The following is a 16,858-nucleotide window of genomic DNA, read 5'->3' on the forward strand; positions in this document are numbered from 1 at the left end:
CTACGTTTAAGCGATTATATTTAAGCTATCTTAAAATTTATGTAAAATTTTGTGTAATGATAGCTTTTTAAGTAAAATTTCGATAAATTTTCCACACTATTTACTATAAAGAGGCAGTGTTGCAAAGTCCACATATCAGTGTTTTACTTGATGAAGTTCTATCTTTTTTTAAAAATTTAAATGGAAATTTTATAGATTGCACGCTTGGATATGCCGGACATTCTAGTGCCATTTTATCTCAAAATGAAAATTTAAATTTAATTGCCTGTGATAGAGATAACGAAGCTATAAATTTTTCACTAAAAAAACTTGAGCCATTTGGTAGTAGGGTTAAAATTTATAAAAGTAACTTCTCTGAATTGACTAGCAAGCTAAGTCAAGAAGAAATTTTAAATGTTAGAGGAATTTTGGCTGACATTGGTGTTAGCTCACTTCAGATAGATAAAGACGATAGAGGCTTTAGTCTTGGCTCAAGCACGCTTGATATGAGAATGGACAAAGAGCGAAATTTTAGCGCATTTGATGTTGTAAATGGATACTCTTTTGATGAGTTGGTTAGAATTTTTAGAGATTATGGCGAGCTAAAAAATGCTGCTGGGATTGCGAACAAGATTATAAATGCTAGAAATTTTGGCAAGATAACGAGTGCAAAAGAGCTTGCAAATTTAATAGGTACAGCCCAGATAAAAGGGCGTGGAGTTAGCCCTGCAATACTTGCCTTTCAAGCGATCAGGATAGAGGTAAATGGTGAGTTAGATGAGCTAACAAATTTACTTGATAGTATAGAAAAATGTGGGTTTAAAGATTGTCTTGTGGCGATTATTACATTTCATTCGCTTGAAGATAGGATCGTAAAAGAGCGCTTTAAAAAATGGGCAAATAGCTGTATCTGTCTACCTGGTGTTTATAAATGTGAGTGCGGAAATAACCACGAACTAGGAGAAATTTTAACCAAAAAGCCACTAACAGCAAGCCAAAATGAGCTAAAGATAAACTCACGAAGCAAGAGCGCAAAACTGCGGGTTTTTAAGATAAAAGGATAAAGATGCAAGAAAAAGAAGAGCTACTAACGCTTCACGACGAGGAGCAAAAACGTGAGGTAAATTTAAGCTTTAAGACATTAGTGATGGTCTATTTAGCTGTTTTTATAGCTCTAGCTATATTTTTGCCAAAAATTTACATAGCAAATCAAATTTATTATATAAGTAGAGATATAGCTGACATAAGCGGTAAACGAGATATGCTTTTAGAGGAAAATAGAGCTCTTAATATAAAGCTTGAAAATTTACGTTATAAAAATCAAATTTTAAATAATATGCAAGAGCGTCAATGGAAATAACGAAACATTTAAAGTTTTTTAAATTTTGGCGATTTAATTATATTGGCAAATAATATAGCCATTTTGTATATAACTGCATAAAAATAAAATTAGCTCAATAAAAACAAAGCCAAGTTTAACTTGCTAATTACTTTCTTTTTGAGAGATTAGCTTTTCATATATATATTGTTCTAAATCTTTTTTTGATATGTCATTTTTTATAGCAGTATTATAAATTTCTTCGACCTTGCTTGAGTATTTTTCATAGCCAAAATATGGAAAATGCACACTCCAAGCTTTCTTGATAAGATCGTGACTTATCTCTCTTCTTGCCCAAACTTTAAACATATCAAAGCCAATAAAAACGGCCGAAGTAACGACAGCAGTCGCTATTATCGATATATGTGCGTCAGTTTTTGCTAAAAAATGATGCGTGATGATTAACAATGGAAATAAAATGACAAAACAGATAAGTGCGTAAATCTGATAGAGCTTGATATGGTTAAATCTAAAATTTAACTTTGCTCCGTCTATTAGCATACCTTCGTTAAAAAGGGCATTTGCTTCAAGTAGATCCCTGAATAAAACTGGCTGTTTTGAAACAAAAAAAACGTTTTTTATGATTCTATCTTTTAAAGTTTCTTGCATTTTTTATAGACTTTTTACCTTTGAAATTTTGGCTCATTATATCTAAGAATCTATAAATTCAAACAAAATTAGATACAATTTGCCCAAAATTTAAGGAGCTAAAAATGGCAGATCAAGCTTTACAAACCGTCTTTTTAAATGGAGAATTTTTGCAAAAAGACGAGGCAAAAGTTAGTGCTTTTGATAGAGGATTTATATTTGGTGATGGAATTTATGAGGTTGTGCCTGTGATAAATTCAAAAATGGTTGATAAAGATGGATTTTGGGCGAGATTTGAAAGAAGCTTAAATGAAATAGATATAAGTTTGCCATACGAAAAGGAAAAATTTGAAGCGATCTTAAACGAGATAATCACTAAAAATGGCCTAAAAGAGGGCGGAATTTACATGCAAGTAACAAGAGGTGTGGCGTTTAGAAATTTCTATTTCATAGAAAATTTAACACCAAGTGTCTTTATTTTCTGTTACCAGAGTGAAATTTTAAACAATCCTGCTGCAAAAACTGGCATAAAAGTCGTGAGTGTCGAGGATATCAGGTGGAAAAGGCGTGACATCAAGTCTATCTCACTTCTGGCCCAGTGCTACGCTAAAAATGAAGCTCACAAAAAAGGCGCAGACGAGGGCTTTATGGTGGAAAATGGCTTTGTCACAGAGGGCTGTAGTTCGAGTGCTTTTATTATCAAGGATAAAACTCTAATCACAAAACCACTTTCAAATGAAATTTTGCCAGGCATTCGCCGTATGAGACTTTTAAAGATTGCTAAAGATATTGGCCTTAAGATAGAGGAGCGAAAATTTAGTATGGATGAAGTTTATAATGCTGATGAAGTCTTTATCTCGGCTGCGACGCTCATACTCTTACCAGTCGTCTATGCTGATGGCAAGGCGATAAACGGTGCAAAAGTAGGAGAAATTTCAAGCAAACTTCGTGAAATTTATGCTGGTGAACTTTTAAAAGAAGCCGGGCTTTGAGAGAAAAAATCTTAATAAGTGCTTGCCTAGTCGGCATAAATTGTAAATTTAACGGCGAAAATAATCTTTTAAATAAAGATGTTTTAGATGAAATTTCAAAGAAATTTCATCTGCTTTTTGTTTGTCCTGAGGTTTATGGTGGACTTAGTACACCAAGGGAACCGGCTGAGATGAAAAATGGCTCAATCATATGTAAATTTTCAGGCAAAGATGTGAGTAAAAATTTCATAAAAGGAGCAGAAATTTGCCTAAAGATAGCCAAACTAAATGGTTGTAAAAAGGCTATTTTAAAATCAAAAAGTCCAAGTTGTGGAAGTGGACAAATTTATGACGGAAGCTTTAGTAAGAGGCTTATTTTAGGTGATGGCATCACAGCAAAACTGCTAAAAGAAAATGAAATTTTAGTTTACAGCGAAGATGAGATAGTAGGGTTTGATGTTTGATAGGCTAAAAGACAACATTATGTTTGAGGTGATTTTTAAGTACATCATCTTGTTGCTACTTTTTATCTGTGTGGCTGGGCTTTTTGCAAGCGGCGTTCTTTTCTTAAATGGGGAGATGAGTGAAAATTCGCTGAATTTACACATTTTCTTTGGCTTTAGTTTGGTTGTTTTGACGATTGTTCATAGTTATGTTAAGAAGAAAAAGTTAAAGAAGCTAAGCCTTGAGTTTAAAAATATTTTAAATCACAAGCCAGTGCAGATGGATTGTAATACTACTAGATTTTTAAACGCTCTAAACGATGTAAAGGTTGGCGAGTTATCAAAGAAATTTGGCTCTGATATTGTAGAAATTTTAAAATCAAATAACATAAAAGTAAAAAGCGAGAATGAGACGATGAAACAAATTTGTAAAAATAACGATGAAAAGATGTTTTATATTTTTGTTTTAATTGTAGAAGATATTTTTAAGGATAAGGAAAAAATTTGAAAAAGGGTATATTTTTAGCATTTAGTGTTGCTTTGTTTTTGGGATGCTCACAGACCCAGCCAAAGCCAAGTGTGCAAAATTCTTTACCGGATGAAAATGTATATAAGCCAAATGAACGCATTAGTTTGCTTGATTTTGAAATGAAGCAAGATGCCTCGTCGCTACCGCAAAATATACAAAGTGCAAGCTTTGACCAAGAAGAAATTTTAAAAAGAAGGTTTAAGGTTTTTACATTAAGGGGCGTAAAATTTAATCCAAACGATGTCTTTTGGGCATTTAATATATATAAGCCGAGCAAAAAGAGAAAGTATTTTGGCTCAAATTTTAGAGAGATACCTCAAAGCTGGTTTGACGCACAAAAGGACAATGCAAATTTTTCAGCTCTTTCAAGCATCTCTGCTTATGCTCTAACTTCGGCAAACACAGCTTTAAGAAATTTTCCAACCGATGAGCCGATATTTTTAAATCCGCAAACTCCAGGAGAAGGCTATCCGTTTGATTATCTGCAAGAGTCAACCCTAAGCATTGCTCATCCACTTTTTGTCTCACATCTTTCTAAAGACAGGGCATGGGCGTTTGTTAGCGATGATGCGGTTTGGGGCTGGGTAAAGGTCGAGGATATAAAATTTATAAGCGACGATGAGGCAAATGCCTATCAAAAGTCAAGTTTTGTGACCATAAAAACGGACAAGATGCCAGTTTATGACAAGGCTGGAAATTTCTTGTTTTATTCAAGAGTCGGAGCGATACTACCTGTTTTGGCACAGGATAGTAAAAACTACTACGGAAAAATTTATGTAAGAAATCTCTTGAGAGAATTTGTGTTGCCAAAGTCTGTTGGCGCTCTTTTTCCTCTTAAATTTAATGACTCAAATCTAAAAACACTTATTAGCTCCCTTCTTACTCAGCCTTATGGTTGGGGCGGGGTCGATAAGCTAAGGGATTGCTCACTTTTTACTAAAGATTTGTTAGCAAGCTTTGGCGTGTGGCTGCCTAGAAACTCAAGGGCTCAAGCAAATATGGGACAAAAATTTGATTTAAAAGGACTTAGTAACGCTGCTAAGACAAAAGAGATAAAAGAAAAAGGTGTGCCATATCTTACGCTTGTGCATCTGCCAGGGCATATCATGCTTTATGCTGGATACAAGGGCGATGATATCTACGTGGTGCATGACGCTTGGGGGATAAAGACTGAAAACAACGGCCGTGCGCTAATCGGTGCTACGGCAGTAACTACGCTAAATATCGGACAAAATAGAAGCGATATACAAAACTCAAATTTGCTCATTTCAAAGGTCGATTCTATAAATGTGATAAAGCCCGAAAGTGTAATAAGTGATAAAGCTAGAAAAATTTCAGCTTTACAAAGGGCTTATGGTGTTAAGGTTGAGGATAATTTGGTCAAATTCGGTGATGGAGTAATATTTGTCTATGATGACTTTAAACAAAAAGATGAAGAGTGCAGCACTGGGGCTGACATAGAGGATATGAACGCGCTTGATTACGCTGCGTTTGCGCCACTTAGCGCGTCTTTAAGTGATGCTGGTAGATGTAGAAACTACGAGCTTTTAGGCAAAATTTATGGCTCAAGCGAGAGCGCGGTAAAGGCAAATTTAGTAGATGTCATTTGGCTAAAAGATAGCCTTGCGCTGAAACTACCATTTAACTCTAAAAATGGAGCTGCAGCCGCCTTGCAAGACGTAAGCAATGAGCTAAATGAGATGGTAAAAAGTGATGCGAGCTTGCTTGAGTATTTAAAAGATCCAGGCGGGACATTTAAATGGCGCATCATCGCTGGCACAAACCGCTTGAGCGCTCACAGCTACGGCATTGCGATCGATATAAATGTGAAAAAGAGCCACTATTGGCAGTGGAGCAATGGCTACCAAAACCTCATTCCTGAAAAGATAGTGCGTGTTTTTGAAAAACATAAATTTATCTGGGGTGGACGCTGGAAGCACTTTGATACGATGCACTTTGAGTATCGCCCAGAGATGTTTGAGTAGATGAAAGAGCAAATTTTAGAAATTTTATCTCACTCAAACGTTTTTTTAACAGGCGGTGGCGGTGTTGGCAAGAGCTATCTAACTGCCTCTGTCATCAGACACTACAAAGAAAATTTTAAAAACGTCATAATCCTTGGCTCAACTGGCATAAGTGCCGTTAGTCTTGGAGGAGTTAGCTTGCATAGTTTTTTTAAATTTGGCTACTGTAAGGACTATGAGGAGCTAAGGCGCTTTGACTATCATCAAAAAGACAAACTAAGCAAGCTAAGAAATATGCTAGATGCATGTGATCTGCTTGTAATTGATGAAATTTCAATGGTGAGCTCAGATTTAATGGAGATGATAAGATACCGACTACTTACTTCCAAATTTAAAGGTAGGGTGCTTATAGTGGGCGATTTTTATCAGCTTCCGCCAGTGCAAAAGGAGCAAAACGAAAATAGGCTTTTTAATTTTTTATACGCTTTTAACTCCAGTGCGTGGGAGGATATGAAATTTACAAATGTTGAGCTACTAGTCTCAAAACGCACAAATGATCTTAAATTTTATGAGATTCTCTCTCGTCTTAGAGTTGGTGAGTTAGATGATGAAATAATGAGCTATATAGAGAGTTTAAGAGTGACCAAGATAGAGCCAGATGATGATACGAGTGTGCTTTTTGGCAGAAATGCCGAGGCTGAAATGCTAAATCAAAAAAGGCTTTCAGAACTTAGCACGCCACTTGAAATTTCAAACTCAGATGTGAGCATTTTGGATGAAAATTTAGATAAAAAAGAGTTTGAAAAATGGGCAAATACGCTAAATATCTCAAGGGATTTGGAGATGAAGATAGGCGCTAAGATCATCTTTACGTCAAATAAATGGGGTGAGTACTATAACGGCGAGCAAGGCAAGATCATGCAAATCTTAAAAGAAAACGGAGTCATTTCAAGCGTGATCGTGAAAAAAGATAGCGGTGAAATTTGCGAGATAGAAAAAGCTGCTTATATATTTAGTTCGTTAAATTTAAACGAAGATGAGATCGAAGAAAATGTGCAGGCATCGCTTTATCAGTTTCCATTTAAACTTGCTTACGCTCTAACTATCCACAAATCTCAAGGAATGAGCATAAACTCGCTCATTTGTAATATCAACCACATTTTTGCCAAAGGACAACTCTACGTCGCACTTTCTCGTGCAGTAAGTCCTAAAAATTTAAAACTTTTTTATGATAAAAAAAGTGATTTTAGGCAGCATTTAAGAAAAGTGGTTAAAATTGACGACGAAGTTAAGAAATTTTACCAAGAAAACGTATTTTTGCATATTAAGGAGAATTTATGAAAAAGCTATTTTTAAGCCTTGCTTTTTGTGTTTTTGCATTTGCAGATGTGCTAAAAGTGAGCGACTTTCAAACAGATATCTACTCAAAAGCTGGACAAAATTTAACAAAAAAGATAAATATGAACCTTGAAGTTGTCGGACGTGATGTTGAAGAAAATGAAGCGTATGTGCTTGATGCTTTAAACATAATAGTTGGTAGCTTTTATGTGGAAGATATTTTAACCTCAATGGGAAAAGAGAAATTTAAAGAGCTTTTCATAAAATACGCAGCCAAAAAGCACTCTCTTGATATCGATGATGTGCTTATTTTAAATATAAAAGTGATAAATAATCTTGAGCTAAGCGAGATTATAAAAGCAATAAAAAGCCAAAATTTATGCTCCGATCCAAGTGTTAATGAAGAGATTGTAACAAAACCAGAAAAGAAGAAAAAAGGCAATGAGATCATCATATCGCCAGATCCAAATGACGTAGTTCAAAAGCCTATCGATCTAAATAACGTTCAAGAATTTGGAAAAGATTTTGGAGAAAAGTGAGTAAATTTGGCTAAAGCTAGCCAAATTTATTGATTTACTATATCGTAACCTTGCGGGATAACCGGAGTTAGCGTCTCTTGTGGTATGAGCGCGTCTTTTACTGGGTTGCTTAGAGTTATTTTTATTTTATTTGAAAGTTTATCTTTATAGTCAATCGTCGTTGGAAGCGTGTTTTTGATAGTTATAAAGTACTCAACTCCGTCATATATCGCTTTGTAAAGTGTTGGTTGAATTTGCTCAGCATGAGCCAAGATTTGCGTCAAATTTGGCGTATCATCAAGCTTTGAAATGATAGCTTGTTCAAGCTCGTCCTCAATCACGATCACACGCTCTTTGTTAAAATAAATTCTCTTTGGCGTTGGACTTTCATATATCCAAAGTGCAGTATTGTCGTTTTTTGCGTAAAATCTACCCTTATAGTTTATGCTTTTGCCTTCGCTAAATACAGTTTGCGTAAAGTCACTTTGAAGACTTTTGAAATTTAAGCCAGCACCAAATGAGCAAACTGCAACGAGAGATGCAACTAGAAATTTTCTCATTTTTTATCCTTTTTTGGCGTATTCTAGCCCAGTTTAATTAAATAAATAGTTAAACTATGCTAAGATCCAAAGTTTAAAAATTTAGGAAGGTAAAATAATGATTTCATCGGTATTTAGAAAGATTTTTGGTACCAAAAACGATAGAGAAGTAAAAAAGTATATAAGACGCGTTGCACAGATAAATGCACTCGAGCCAACTTATGAAAAGATGAGCGACGATGAGCTTAAGATCAAATTTAATGAGCTAAAAGCCCAAGTAGTAGAAGAAAAAGTCACTTTAGATGAAATTTTAAATGATGTTTTTGCGATCGTTAGAGAGGCTAGTAAAAGGGTGCTTAAGATGCGCCATTTTGACGTGCAGCTAATAGGTGGCATGGTGCTAAATGAGGGTAGGATCGCTGAGATGAAGACAGGCGAGGGTAAGACCTTGGTGGCAACTTTGCCAGTTATATTAAACGCGATGAGTGGCAAGGGCGTGCATGTAGTTACCGTAAACGACTACCTTGCAAAGCGTGACGCGACGCAAATGGGCGAGCTTTATAACTTTTTGGGCTTAAGCGTTGATGTGATACTAAGTGGCGGATATGACGATGAAGTAAGACAAGCTGCATATAACGCTGACATAACATACGGCACAAACTCAGAATTTGGCTTTGACTATCTGCGTGATAATATGAAATTTGAAGCTAGCCAAAAGGTGCAAAGAGGCCATAACTTCGTTATCGTGGATGAGGTGGATAGTATCTTGATAGATGAAGCAAGAACACCGCTTATAATCTCTGGTCCAACAAACCGTACGCTTGATGGCTACATAAGAGCTGATCAAGTCGCAAAACAGCTTACTAGAGGCACTCCAGCTGATCCAAATGTGCCAGGCTCAAAGCCAACAGGGGACTTCATAGTTGATGAAAAAAATAGAACGATAATGATCACAGAAGCTGGCATCAGCAAGGCTGAAAAATTATTTGGTGTTGAAAATTTATATAACCTTGAAAACGCTGTGCTAAGCCACCACCTTGATCAAGCTCTAAAGGCTCACAATCTCTTTGAAAAAGACGTTCATTATGTCGTGAAAGATGGCGAGGTTGTCATCGTTGATGAATTTACAGGACGTCTAAGCGAGGGTAGGCGCTTTAGCGAGGGACTTCATCAAGCGCTTGAGGCAAAAGAGGGCGTGAAAATTCAAGAAGAGAGCCAAACGCTTGCTGATACAACATATCAAAACTACTTTAGGATGTATAAAAAGCTTGCAGGCATGACTGGTACGGCTCAGACTGAGGCTACCGAGTTTTCTCAAATTTACAACCTTGAAGTTATCTCGATCCCAACAAATGTGCCAGTTAAGAGGATCGATCAAAACGACCTTATCTATAAAACTCAAAATGAGAAATTTAAAGCTGTCATCGACGAGATCAAAAAGGCTCACGAAAAAGGTCAGCCAGTGCTTGTGGGAACTGCAAGTATCGAGCGTAGTGAGGTGCTTCATGAGATGCTTAAAAAAGCTGGCATCCCACACTCTGTGTTAAATGCTAAAAACCACGAAAAAGAGGCCGAGATAATCGCTCAAGCTGGTGTAAAAGGCGCTGTAACTATCGCTACAAACATGGCTGGACGTGGTGTTGATATCAGGATAAACGACGAGGTAAGAGACCTTGGCGGTCTATATATCATAGGTACCGAAAGGCACGAGAGTAGAAGGATAGATAATCAGCTTCGTGGCCGTGCCGGACGTCAGGGCGATCCTGGTATGAGTAGATTTTATCTAAGCTTAGAGGATAATCTTTTAAGAATTTTCGGTAGCGACCGCATAAAAGCGATCATGGATAGGCTTGGTATCGACGAGGGCGAGAGTATCGAGAGTCGCATGGTAACAAGAGCTGTTGAAAATGCTCAAAAGAAAGTTGAGAGCTTGCACTTTGAGGCTAGAAAGCACTTGCTTGAGTATGACGATGTGGCAAATGAACAAAGAAAGACTATCTATAAATACCGCGACGAGCTACTTGATAAAAACTACGATATGAGCGAAAAGATAGCTCAAAATAGGAAAGAGTACGCTGCAAATTTACTTGATACAGCTGAAATTTTCCACGGCGGCTTGAAAGATGACTTTGATATTAAAAATTTATGCTCTATCATTCTTGCAGATTGTGGCGAAGAGATAGACGAGAGTGAGCTAAAAGGCCTAGAGTATGATGAGCTAATAGAAAAGCTTGCACAAATTTTTGAAGTAAGATATAACGAAAAAATGAGCGTGCTAAACGAGGAGCAAAGAAGGGATATAGAGAAAATTTTATACCTTCAAGTGCTTGATAATGCGTGGAGAGAGCACCTTTATCAGATGGATATCTTAAAAACTGGTATCGGCCTTAGAGGGTATAATCAAAAAGATCCGCTAGTGGAGTATAAAAAAGAGAGTTACAACCTCTTTATGGAGCTAGTAAATAGGCTAAAAACTGAGAGTGTTAAGACGCTTCAGGTGGTGAGATTTAAGAGCCGCGAGGAGCAAGAAGAGCAAGCTAGAATGATGATCGAGGCCAACCAAAACGCTGAAAATGAGCATTTAAACTACAACAACCAGGACGAGAAATTTACACCAGAGAAAAAGATCCCAAGAAATTCGCCTTGCCCTTGTGGAAGCGGAAAAAAATATAAAGATTGCCACGGCAAAAGTGGCCCTAAAAAAGGCATATTTGCTTAAAATTTCTACTTCTAAGGCGTGAAAGCGCCTTAACTTTTTTAAAGGCTATTTAATGACAAGCTTACCAAAGTACCTACTTTTTAAATATTTAAGATTTGATAAAACTCAGCCATTTATCTCCCTAAGTGCCTTGCTCGCTTTTCTTGGTGTGAGCATAGGGCTTATGGTTTTGATCGTTGCTATGGCTATCATGAATGGATTTGATAAAGAATTTGAGCGCAAACTTTTTACGATGAATTACCCTATAACTGTTCAAAGTGCCTTTAAGGGCTCTATTGATGACAACTTTGTGGATGAGCTAAAGGCTAAATTTAGCGACCTTAAATTTAGCCCATTTATCAGCACGCAGGTGATCTACCGCTCGGCAAATGCGCTTGAAGGTGGACTGGTTTATGGCGTAAATTTTAAAGATGAAAAACAGATAAACTCAGTCGTAAATGAAGCTTTAAAAGACAAAGAGCTAGATGGTTTTGAGATACTTGTGGGAAGTGGCATAACGAGCGAGTTTAGACTAAGAGATGATGAAAAACTAACTCTTATCTTTACAAAGGCTGATCCTGCTGGCTTTTCGCTAACGCCAAAGATGAAGCGCTTTGATATCGGCGGTTCATTTACATCTGGGCTTATCGCCTATGACAAGGCATTCTCATATACTTCGGTCGAGGCTTTGAGGAAAATTTTGGACTATCCAAATGGCGTGTATGATGGTATTCATATCTTTTCAAGTAAGCCATTTGATGATATAAAAAGAGTGCGCGAAGGGCTTCCGGCTGGCACTGTAGCCATTGGCTGGTGGGAGCAAAATGGTAACTTTTTCTCAGCGCTCGCACTTGAAAAAAGAGCGCTTTTTATCGTTTTGATGCTTATTATCCTTGTGGCGTCGCTAAATATCATAAGCTCACTACTAATGACTGTGATGAACCGCAGGCAGGAGATTGCCTTGCTTTTAGCGCTTGGCGCTAGTAAAAGTGAGATAAAAAGAAGCTTTTTCTATCAAGGGCTAGTAATCGGGGGCGGTGGCATTATATTTGGTCTAGTGCTTGGGTTTTTGGGACTATTTTTACTTGGAAATTTTAATATCATAGACTTGCCGGCTGATGTTTATGGCTCAAGCAAACTGCCTCTTGAGCTATCCATAATCGATCTTGTGCTTATCATCGTTGGAGCTGTATTTATCGTTGCTATCTCGTCATTTTATCCAGCTAAAAAAGCAACTGAGATAAATGTTCTTCAAACTTTGAGAAATGAGTAAGAGCCTAGATGCTTAGGCTTGCTCATTGCTTGTAAAAGTTATTTTTAAAAGATTATTTTAAAACTAGCATAAACTAGTAAAAATTCTAGGATAAATTTATACTTTTACGCTCTTATATCATGGTCGATTTTGCATTGAAGAGCCTCATGTACGAGTGTTTTTGCCATGACACGCTCTTCATTTATTAGGTGAAAATTTTTACCCAGCTCACCAAAAATATCTTTATTGCCCTCACCATTTATTTTTATTATAGTTTGGGTATTTACGCCGTAGTCTTTTATCTTTTGCGCGATGAGCTCCACTCTTTGCTCATTATTAACGGTTATAATAACAGCAGCTGCATCGCTTAGGCAGGCATTTTCAAGTGTGTGGCTTTGAAGAACGTTACCTAAAAATACATTTTCCCCGCGGCTCCTGCCAAGCTCAACTAGACTAATATCATTATCAAGCACAAGGTACAAAAGCTTTGTCTCTTTTAGTCTTAAAACGACCTCTTGTCCAAGCCTTTCATAGCCAAAGACTACGATGTGATTTTTGATTTTTTGCGGCTTTAGAGTTTCATTCGGTTCAACAACGATCTCACGTTCTATGAGGTCTGCTATTGCGTCTAGTTTTTTGAGTATAAAAGGCGTGGCAAACATCGACACAACTGATGCTGCGATAAAAATTTGAGCAGTTTGTATATCAAGTAAATTTCTAGTAGTCATTAGTCCAAAAACAGCTAGTGCAAATTCGCCTATTTGACAAACACTAAGTGCGGTTTTTGCAGCAACTCTTCGCTTTAAATAGATATTTAAGATAGCAAAAACGACAACTGCTTTTATTATCATGACACTAAATACTAGGCCTAGAACAAGCCAGATATTTGAGATGACGACAGCAAAATTTATCTGCATACCAACGGTTATGAAAAATAGCCCTAAGAGCAAATCTCTAAAAGGTATGAGATCAACTTCGATTTGGTGTTTATACTGTGTCTCAGCCATCATCATACCGGCCAAAAATGCACCCAAAGAGTATGAGAAGCCAAAAAAGTGAGCCAAAGTACTAGAGCCAACAACCATAAATAAAATCGTAGCTATAAAAACTTCTTGCGAATTTGTTTGAATAACTTTATAAAATATCCAGTTGATGACATATTTACCAAGTAAAAATAGCACAACAATAAGAATAATCGCACTTGTAAATGTCTTTAGTAAAAGCTCATTTATCGAAGCATCTTGCGAGCTAAACATATCTATCATAAGCAAAATAGGAATGACTGCAATATCTTGAAATAGTAAAATTCCAAGTGCTTTTCTGCCGTAAATTTTACTCACATCGCCACTATCGTTTAGCGTCTTTAGCACGATCGCAGTTGATGAGAGTGCAAGCGCAAGACCTGCAATAAGTGCCGTTTCGTCTTTTAAGTGAAGGGCGTAATAAAGCATCACACCCATTATAAAGCCGCTTAAACAAACCTGTAAGCCGCCATTTAAAAAGACCTCTTTTTTCATGCCCATGAGATGTTTAAAACTAAACTCAAGTCCAATGGTAAACATCAAAAACGCGATACCAAATTCCGCGATATGAGAAATTTCATCATTGCTTTTTAGGTTGAAAAATTCTGATATAAGCGTACCTGTTACGATGTAGCCGATGATGGTTGGTATCTGAAATTTTTTAAAAATAACGTTTAATGCGACTGAGATCGCTGCAACAAGCAAGAAACCTTCTAAAATTTGTTCCATAAATTATTTTTTACCTTCATAAAAGACTAGATCAAAGCTACTTTTTCTTTTTACGAGCGATCTTTTGGTGCTAGTTTGACTGGTAGCTTCGTGCAATTTTTTATTTAGCTCATCAATAGTTGATTCTAAATCGTCAATTTTTTCTTTCAACTGAAGTATCACATCAACGCCGGCTAAATTTACACCTAGTTCACGGGTTAAATTTAGTATAGTTTTTACGCGATCAACGTCTTTTTGTGAGTAGAGCCTCATCTTGCCATCTGTTCTTGATGGCTCGATAAGTCCCTCTCTTTCATACTGTCTTAAAGTTTGTGGATGTATGCTTAAAACCTTTGCAACAACGCTTATTAAAAAAAGTGGTTCTTCATAATTTTGCATTTTTTACTCCGGTAATTTTTCTTTTAACTCTTTTACTAAGCCTTCATCAAGCTCACTAATATTTGGAAGTTTTACCCTGGCTTTTAAGTAAAGATCCCCATAAATTCCGCTCTTTCTATTTTGCACACCATATCCTTTTAAGCGGATCTTTGTGCCTGTTTTTGAGTTCTCAGCGATTTTAATCGTGACATCTTTTTTGTAAGTATGTACATCGACTTTTCCGCCAAAAAGCATAGTTTTTAGTGGAATTTCTATATCTTTATAAAGATCGTCTCCGACTCTTTCATATTCGTTGCTTGGCTCAACGCTAATGGCAAGTATAAGATCGCCTTTTTGACCACCAGCGCTTTTACCTTTGCCTTTTACACGAAGCTTCTCGCCACCTTCTATGCCACTTGGAATTTTTATCTTAATGCTTTCGCCATTAAAATTTATCTTATGTTCGCCACCAGTTACAGCCACGTCAAATGGTATAGAAATTTTCGCATTTACGTCTAGATCAGCTCCGCCAAAGCCAAATCCACCACTACTAAATCCGTCAAAGCCTCCAAAATTACTACCAAATCCGCTGCTAAATTTAGCTCCACCACCGCCAAAGCCACCTGAGAAGATATTCTTTAAAATTTCATTTAGATCGCCCATATCGGCTGAACTACTAGCAAAGTCGTGGAAATTTTGACCGCCAAACATAGTATCGCCGTACTGGTCGTATTGAGCTCGTTTTTTATCGTCGCTTAAAATTTCATAAGCAGCATTTATCTCTTTAAATTTATCTTCTGCTCCAGGGTCTTTGTTGATGTCTGGGTGGTATTTTCTAGCAAGTTTTCTATAAGCTTTTTTTATCTCGTCGCTTGAGGCACCCTTTGAAACCCCTAAAGTCTCATACAAGCTTTCACTCATATATTCTCCTTATATTTTTTTGATACGGATTATATCACAAAGCTTTAGTCTATGCAAGTCAAGTTTATTTTTGTTTAATAACAAGAAAAAGTGTTAAGATTTTATTTTTTCACTATATTTATAATTTGCAAAAATTTTTAGTTTAAAGGAAAAAAATGAAAAAGATTGTGCTAATTTCATTAGTGGCAGCTTCTTTTTTAGTGGGGGCTGATATTAAATTTAATGAAGCTAACTCTAATATCACGAGAGTCTCGCCACTTAGCGATAAAAATAGCGTACTTTCTTATTATGACTCGATCGCTCAGGCAAAGCTTTCAGTTGTAAATATCTCAACTACAAAAACGGTAAATAATGCTGGTATTGAGCAGATGTTTAATGACCCTTTCTTCAATGAATTTTTTGGATTTAACTTTGCAAAACCAAAAGAAAAAGAAAAAACTACTTCGCTTGGTTCTGGCGTTATCATCTCAAATGATGGATATATCGTTACAAACAATCACGTTATAGAAGATAGCGATCAAATAGTAGTAACTCTTGCAAATGGTGGCAAAGAATTTAAAGCCAAATTAATAGGCAGCGATCCAAAAACCGATCTAGCTGTCGTAAAGATAGAGGCAAACGGACTAAATGCAATCACTTTTGCAGACTCATCAAAGCTGCTTGATGCAGACGTCGTATTTGCAATAGGTAATCCATTTGGCGTTGGTGAAAGTATCACTCAAGGTATCATTTCAGGGCTAAATAAAGATAATATCGGACTTAATCAATATGAAAATTTCATCCAAACAGACGCCTCTATAAACCCAGGGAATTCAGGTGGAGCTTTGGTTGATAGCAGGGGATATTTAGTTGGAATAAACTCAGCCATACTTTCAAAAAGTGGTGGCAATAACGGCATTGGCTTTGCTATCCCATCAAATATGGTAAAAGATATCGCTAAAAAGCTGATAACTGACGGCAAGATCGAGCGTGGCTTTATAGGCGTTACGATTGCAAATTTAACTGATGAGCAAAAAGAGCTTTATACAAATAAAGAAGGTGCTTTAATAAGTGGCGTAGAGCAAGGTATGCCAGCAGATGAAGCTGGGCTAAAAAGAGGCGATTTGGTTATATCGGCTAATGATAAAGTTATCAAAAATGCAAATGATCTTAAAAATTTCATCGGCTCACTAACTCCAAATAGCAGCGTTGATATAACTTACGAGCGATCAAATAAAATAATGAATGCAAAAATCAAGCTTGCAAACGCTGATCACAATTCAAAAGACATAGCAAAAAGCATTATCATAGAAGGACTTAGCGTCAGTAATCTAAGCGATGAGATAAGATATAAATACAAAATCAGCCCAGATACTCAAGGTGTGCTAGTAACTGATGTGAAATCAGGCTCAAAAGCTGAAGACTTTGGCTTTGAAAGAGGCGATGTGATCGTACAAGTTGGTGAAGAGAGCATAAAAGATCTTCAAACATTTGCAAATACAATCAAAAATACAAAAGGTAAAAAGACGCTGGTGTGGATAAATCGCGGCGGTATCATACAAGGTCTTGTTATAAAATAATCATCTAAGAGCTGAAATTTCAGCTCTTAACCCTTTTAAATTTTTAAAATCTTAATCTGCTATAATCCTTAAA

The 16,858-nt window shown here is 36.6% G+C and carries 15 protein-coding genes and 2 pseudogenes; 12 read left to right on the forward strand and 5 right to left on the reverse strand.

Annotated features, from left to right (window positions below):
- Positions 1-119 precede the first annotated feature (119 nt).
- Both rsmH and CVS84_RS02650 read left to right on the forward strand, forming a co-directional pair.
- Positions 120-1,043 (forward strand): 16S rRNA (cytosine(1402)-N(4))-methyltransferase RsmH, encoded by a 924-nt coding sequence (gene rsmH, locus CVS84_RS02645; protein WP_107691046.1) that lies wholly within the window; start codon positions 120-122, stop codon positions 1,041-1,043.
- A gap of 2 nt (positions 1,044-1,045) precedes the next feature.
- Positions 1,046-1,339 (forward strand): hypothetical protein, encoded by a 294-nt coding sequence (locus CVS84_RS02650; protein ID WP_021090986.1) that lies wholly within the window; start codon positions 1,046-1,048, stop codon positions 1,337-1,339.
- Positions 1,340-1,462: 123 nt separating this feature from the next.
- Here CVS84_RS02650 and CVS84_RS02655 read toward each other — a convergent pair whose 3' ends face one another.
- On the reverse strand, positions 1,463-1,966 hold the full coding sequence (locus CVS84_RS02655; protein ID WP_103579680.1) for a hypothetical protein: 504 nt from the start codon (positions 1,964-1,966) through the stop codon (positions 1,463-1,465).
- Between the two features lie 104 nt (positions 1,967-2,070).
- Here CVS84_RS02655 and CVS84_RS02660 point away from each other — a divergent pair, with 104 nt between their 5' ends.
- The 6 genes from CVS84_RS02660 to CVS84_RS02685 are packed head-to-tail and all read left to right on the forward strand — an operon-like array spanning position 2,071 to position 7,729.
- Entirely contained in the window at positions 2,071-2,937 is an 867-nt protein-coding gene (locus CVS84_RS02660) for a D-amino acid aminotransferase (RefSeq protein WP_107691047.1), read from the forward strand.
- Positions 2,934-3,380: a DUF523 domain-containing protein gene (locus CVS84_RS02665; protein ID WP_107691048.1), complete on the forward strand. Its 447-nt coding sequence runs from the start codon at positions 2,934-2,936 to the stop codon at positions 3,378-3,380. The genes CVS84_RS02660 and CVS84_RS02665 overlap by 4 nt, the downstream gene beginning before the upstream one ends.
- Positions 3,373-3,867, forward strand: coding sequence for a chemotaxis protein (locus CVS84_RS02670; protein ID WP_107691049.1), 495 nt, complete (start codon positions 3,373-3,375; stop codon positions 3,865-3,867). Before CVS84_RS02665 ends, CVS84_RS02670 begins: the two co-directional genes overlap by 8 nt.
- Complete coding sequence (locus tag CVS84_RS02675; protein WP_107691050.1) at positions 3,864-5,873, forward strand: SH3 domain-containing protein; 2,010 nt, start codon at positions 3,864-3,866, stop codon at positions 5,871-5,873. The genes CVS84_RS02670 and CVS84_RS02675 overlap by 4 nt, the downstream gene beginning before the upstream one ends.
- Positions 5,874-7,193, forward strand: a complete 1,320-nt coding sequence (locus CVS84_RS02680; protein WP_107691051.1) for an ATP-dependent DNA helicase — start codon at positions 5,874-5,876, stop codon at positions 7,191-7,193.
- A complete protein-coding gene (locus CVS84_RS02685) occupies positions 7,190-7,729 on the forward strand; it encodes a hypothetical protein (RefSeq protein ID WP_107691052.1) in 540 nt (179 codons plus the stop codon). The genes CVS84_RS02680 and CVS84_RS02685 overlap by 4 nt, the downstream gene beginning before the upstream one ends.
- A gap of 26 nt (positions 7,730-7,755) precedes the next feature.
- On the opposite strand, the gene lolA is transcribed toward CVS84_RS02685, so the two are convergent.
- Positions 7,756-8,268 carry a LolA-like outer membrane lipoprotein chaperone gene (gene lolA / locus CVS84_RS02690; RefSeq protein WP_054196481.1) on the reverse strand — a complete coding sequence of 171 codons (513 nt, stop codon included), beginning with the start codon at positions 8,266-8,268 and terminating at the stop codon, positions 7,756-7,758.
- A gap of 97 nt (positions 8,269-8,365) precedes the next feature.
- On the opposite strand from lolA, the pseudogene secA reads away from it, so the two are divergent.
- The 3 genes and pseudogenes from secA to CVS84_RS02700 all read left to right on the forward strand — a co-directional run.
- A pseudogene (gene secA, locus CVS84_RS02695) lies at positions 8,366-10,762 on the forward strand (preprotein translocase subunit SecA); the annotation flags it as partial.
- A gap of 102 nt (positions 10,763-10,864) precedes the next feature.
- Positions 10,865-10,966: pseudogene (locus CVS84_RS09790) on the forward strand (SEC-C metal-binding domain-containing protein); the annotation flags it as partial.
- A gap of 52 nt (positions 10,967-11,018) precedes the next feature.
- Complete coding sequence (locus CVS84_RS02700) at positions 11,019-12,218, forward strand: ABC transporter permease (RefSeq protein WP_107691054.1); 1,200 nt, start codon at positions 11,019-11,021, stop codon at positions 12,216-12,218.
- Positions 12,219-12,322: 104 nt separating this feature from the next.
- On the opposite strand, the gene CVS84_RS02705 is transcribed toward CVS84_RS02700, so the two are convergent.
- The 3 genes from CVS84_RS02705 to CVS84_RS02715 are packed head-to-tail and all read right to left on the reverse strand — an operon-like array spanning position 12,323 to position 15,226.
- The gene (locus tag CVS84_RS02705) at positions 12,323-13,948 is read right to left on the reverse strand and encodes a cation:proton antiporter (RefSeq protein WP_107691055.1); all 1,626 of its coding nucleotides are present in this window, start codon (positions 13,946-13,948) and stop codon (positions 12,323-12,325) included.
- 3 nt (positions 13,949-13,951) lie between these two features.
- A complete protein-coding gene (locus CVS84_RS02710) occupies positions 13,952-14,326 on the reverse strand; it encodes a heat shock protein transcriptional repressor HspR (RefSeq protein ID WP_084041465.1) in 375 nt (124 codons plus the stop codon).
- A 3-nt stretch (positions 14,327-14,329) separates the two neighbouring features.
- Complete coding sequence (locus CVS84_RS02715) at positions 14,330-15,226, reverse strand: DnaJ C-terminal domain-containing protein (RefSeq protein WP_107691056.1); 897 nt, start codon at positions 15,224-15,226, stop codon at positions 14,330-14,332.
- A 155-nt stretch (positions 15,227-15,381) separates the two neighbouring features.
- Here CVS84_RS02715 and CVS84_RS02720 point away from each other — a divergent pair, with 155 nt between their 5' ends.
- Complete coding sequence (locus CVS84_RS02720; RefSeq protein ID WP_107691057.1) at positions 15,382-16,785, forward strand: Do family serine endopeptidase; 1,404 nt, start codon at positions 15,382-15,384, stop codon at positions 16,783-16,785.
- Positions 16,786-16,858 lie beyond the last annotated feature (73 nt).

Origin of the sequence: Campylobacter concisus (genome assembly GCF_003048575.1) — a bacterium.
Taxonomy (GTDB): domain Bacteria; phylum Campylobacterota; class Campylobacteria; order Campylobacterales; family Campylobacteraceae; genus Campylobacter_A; species Campylobacter_A concisus_U.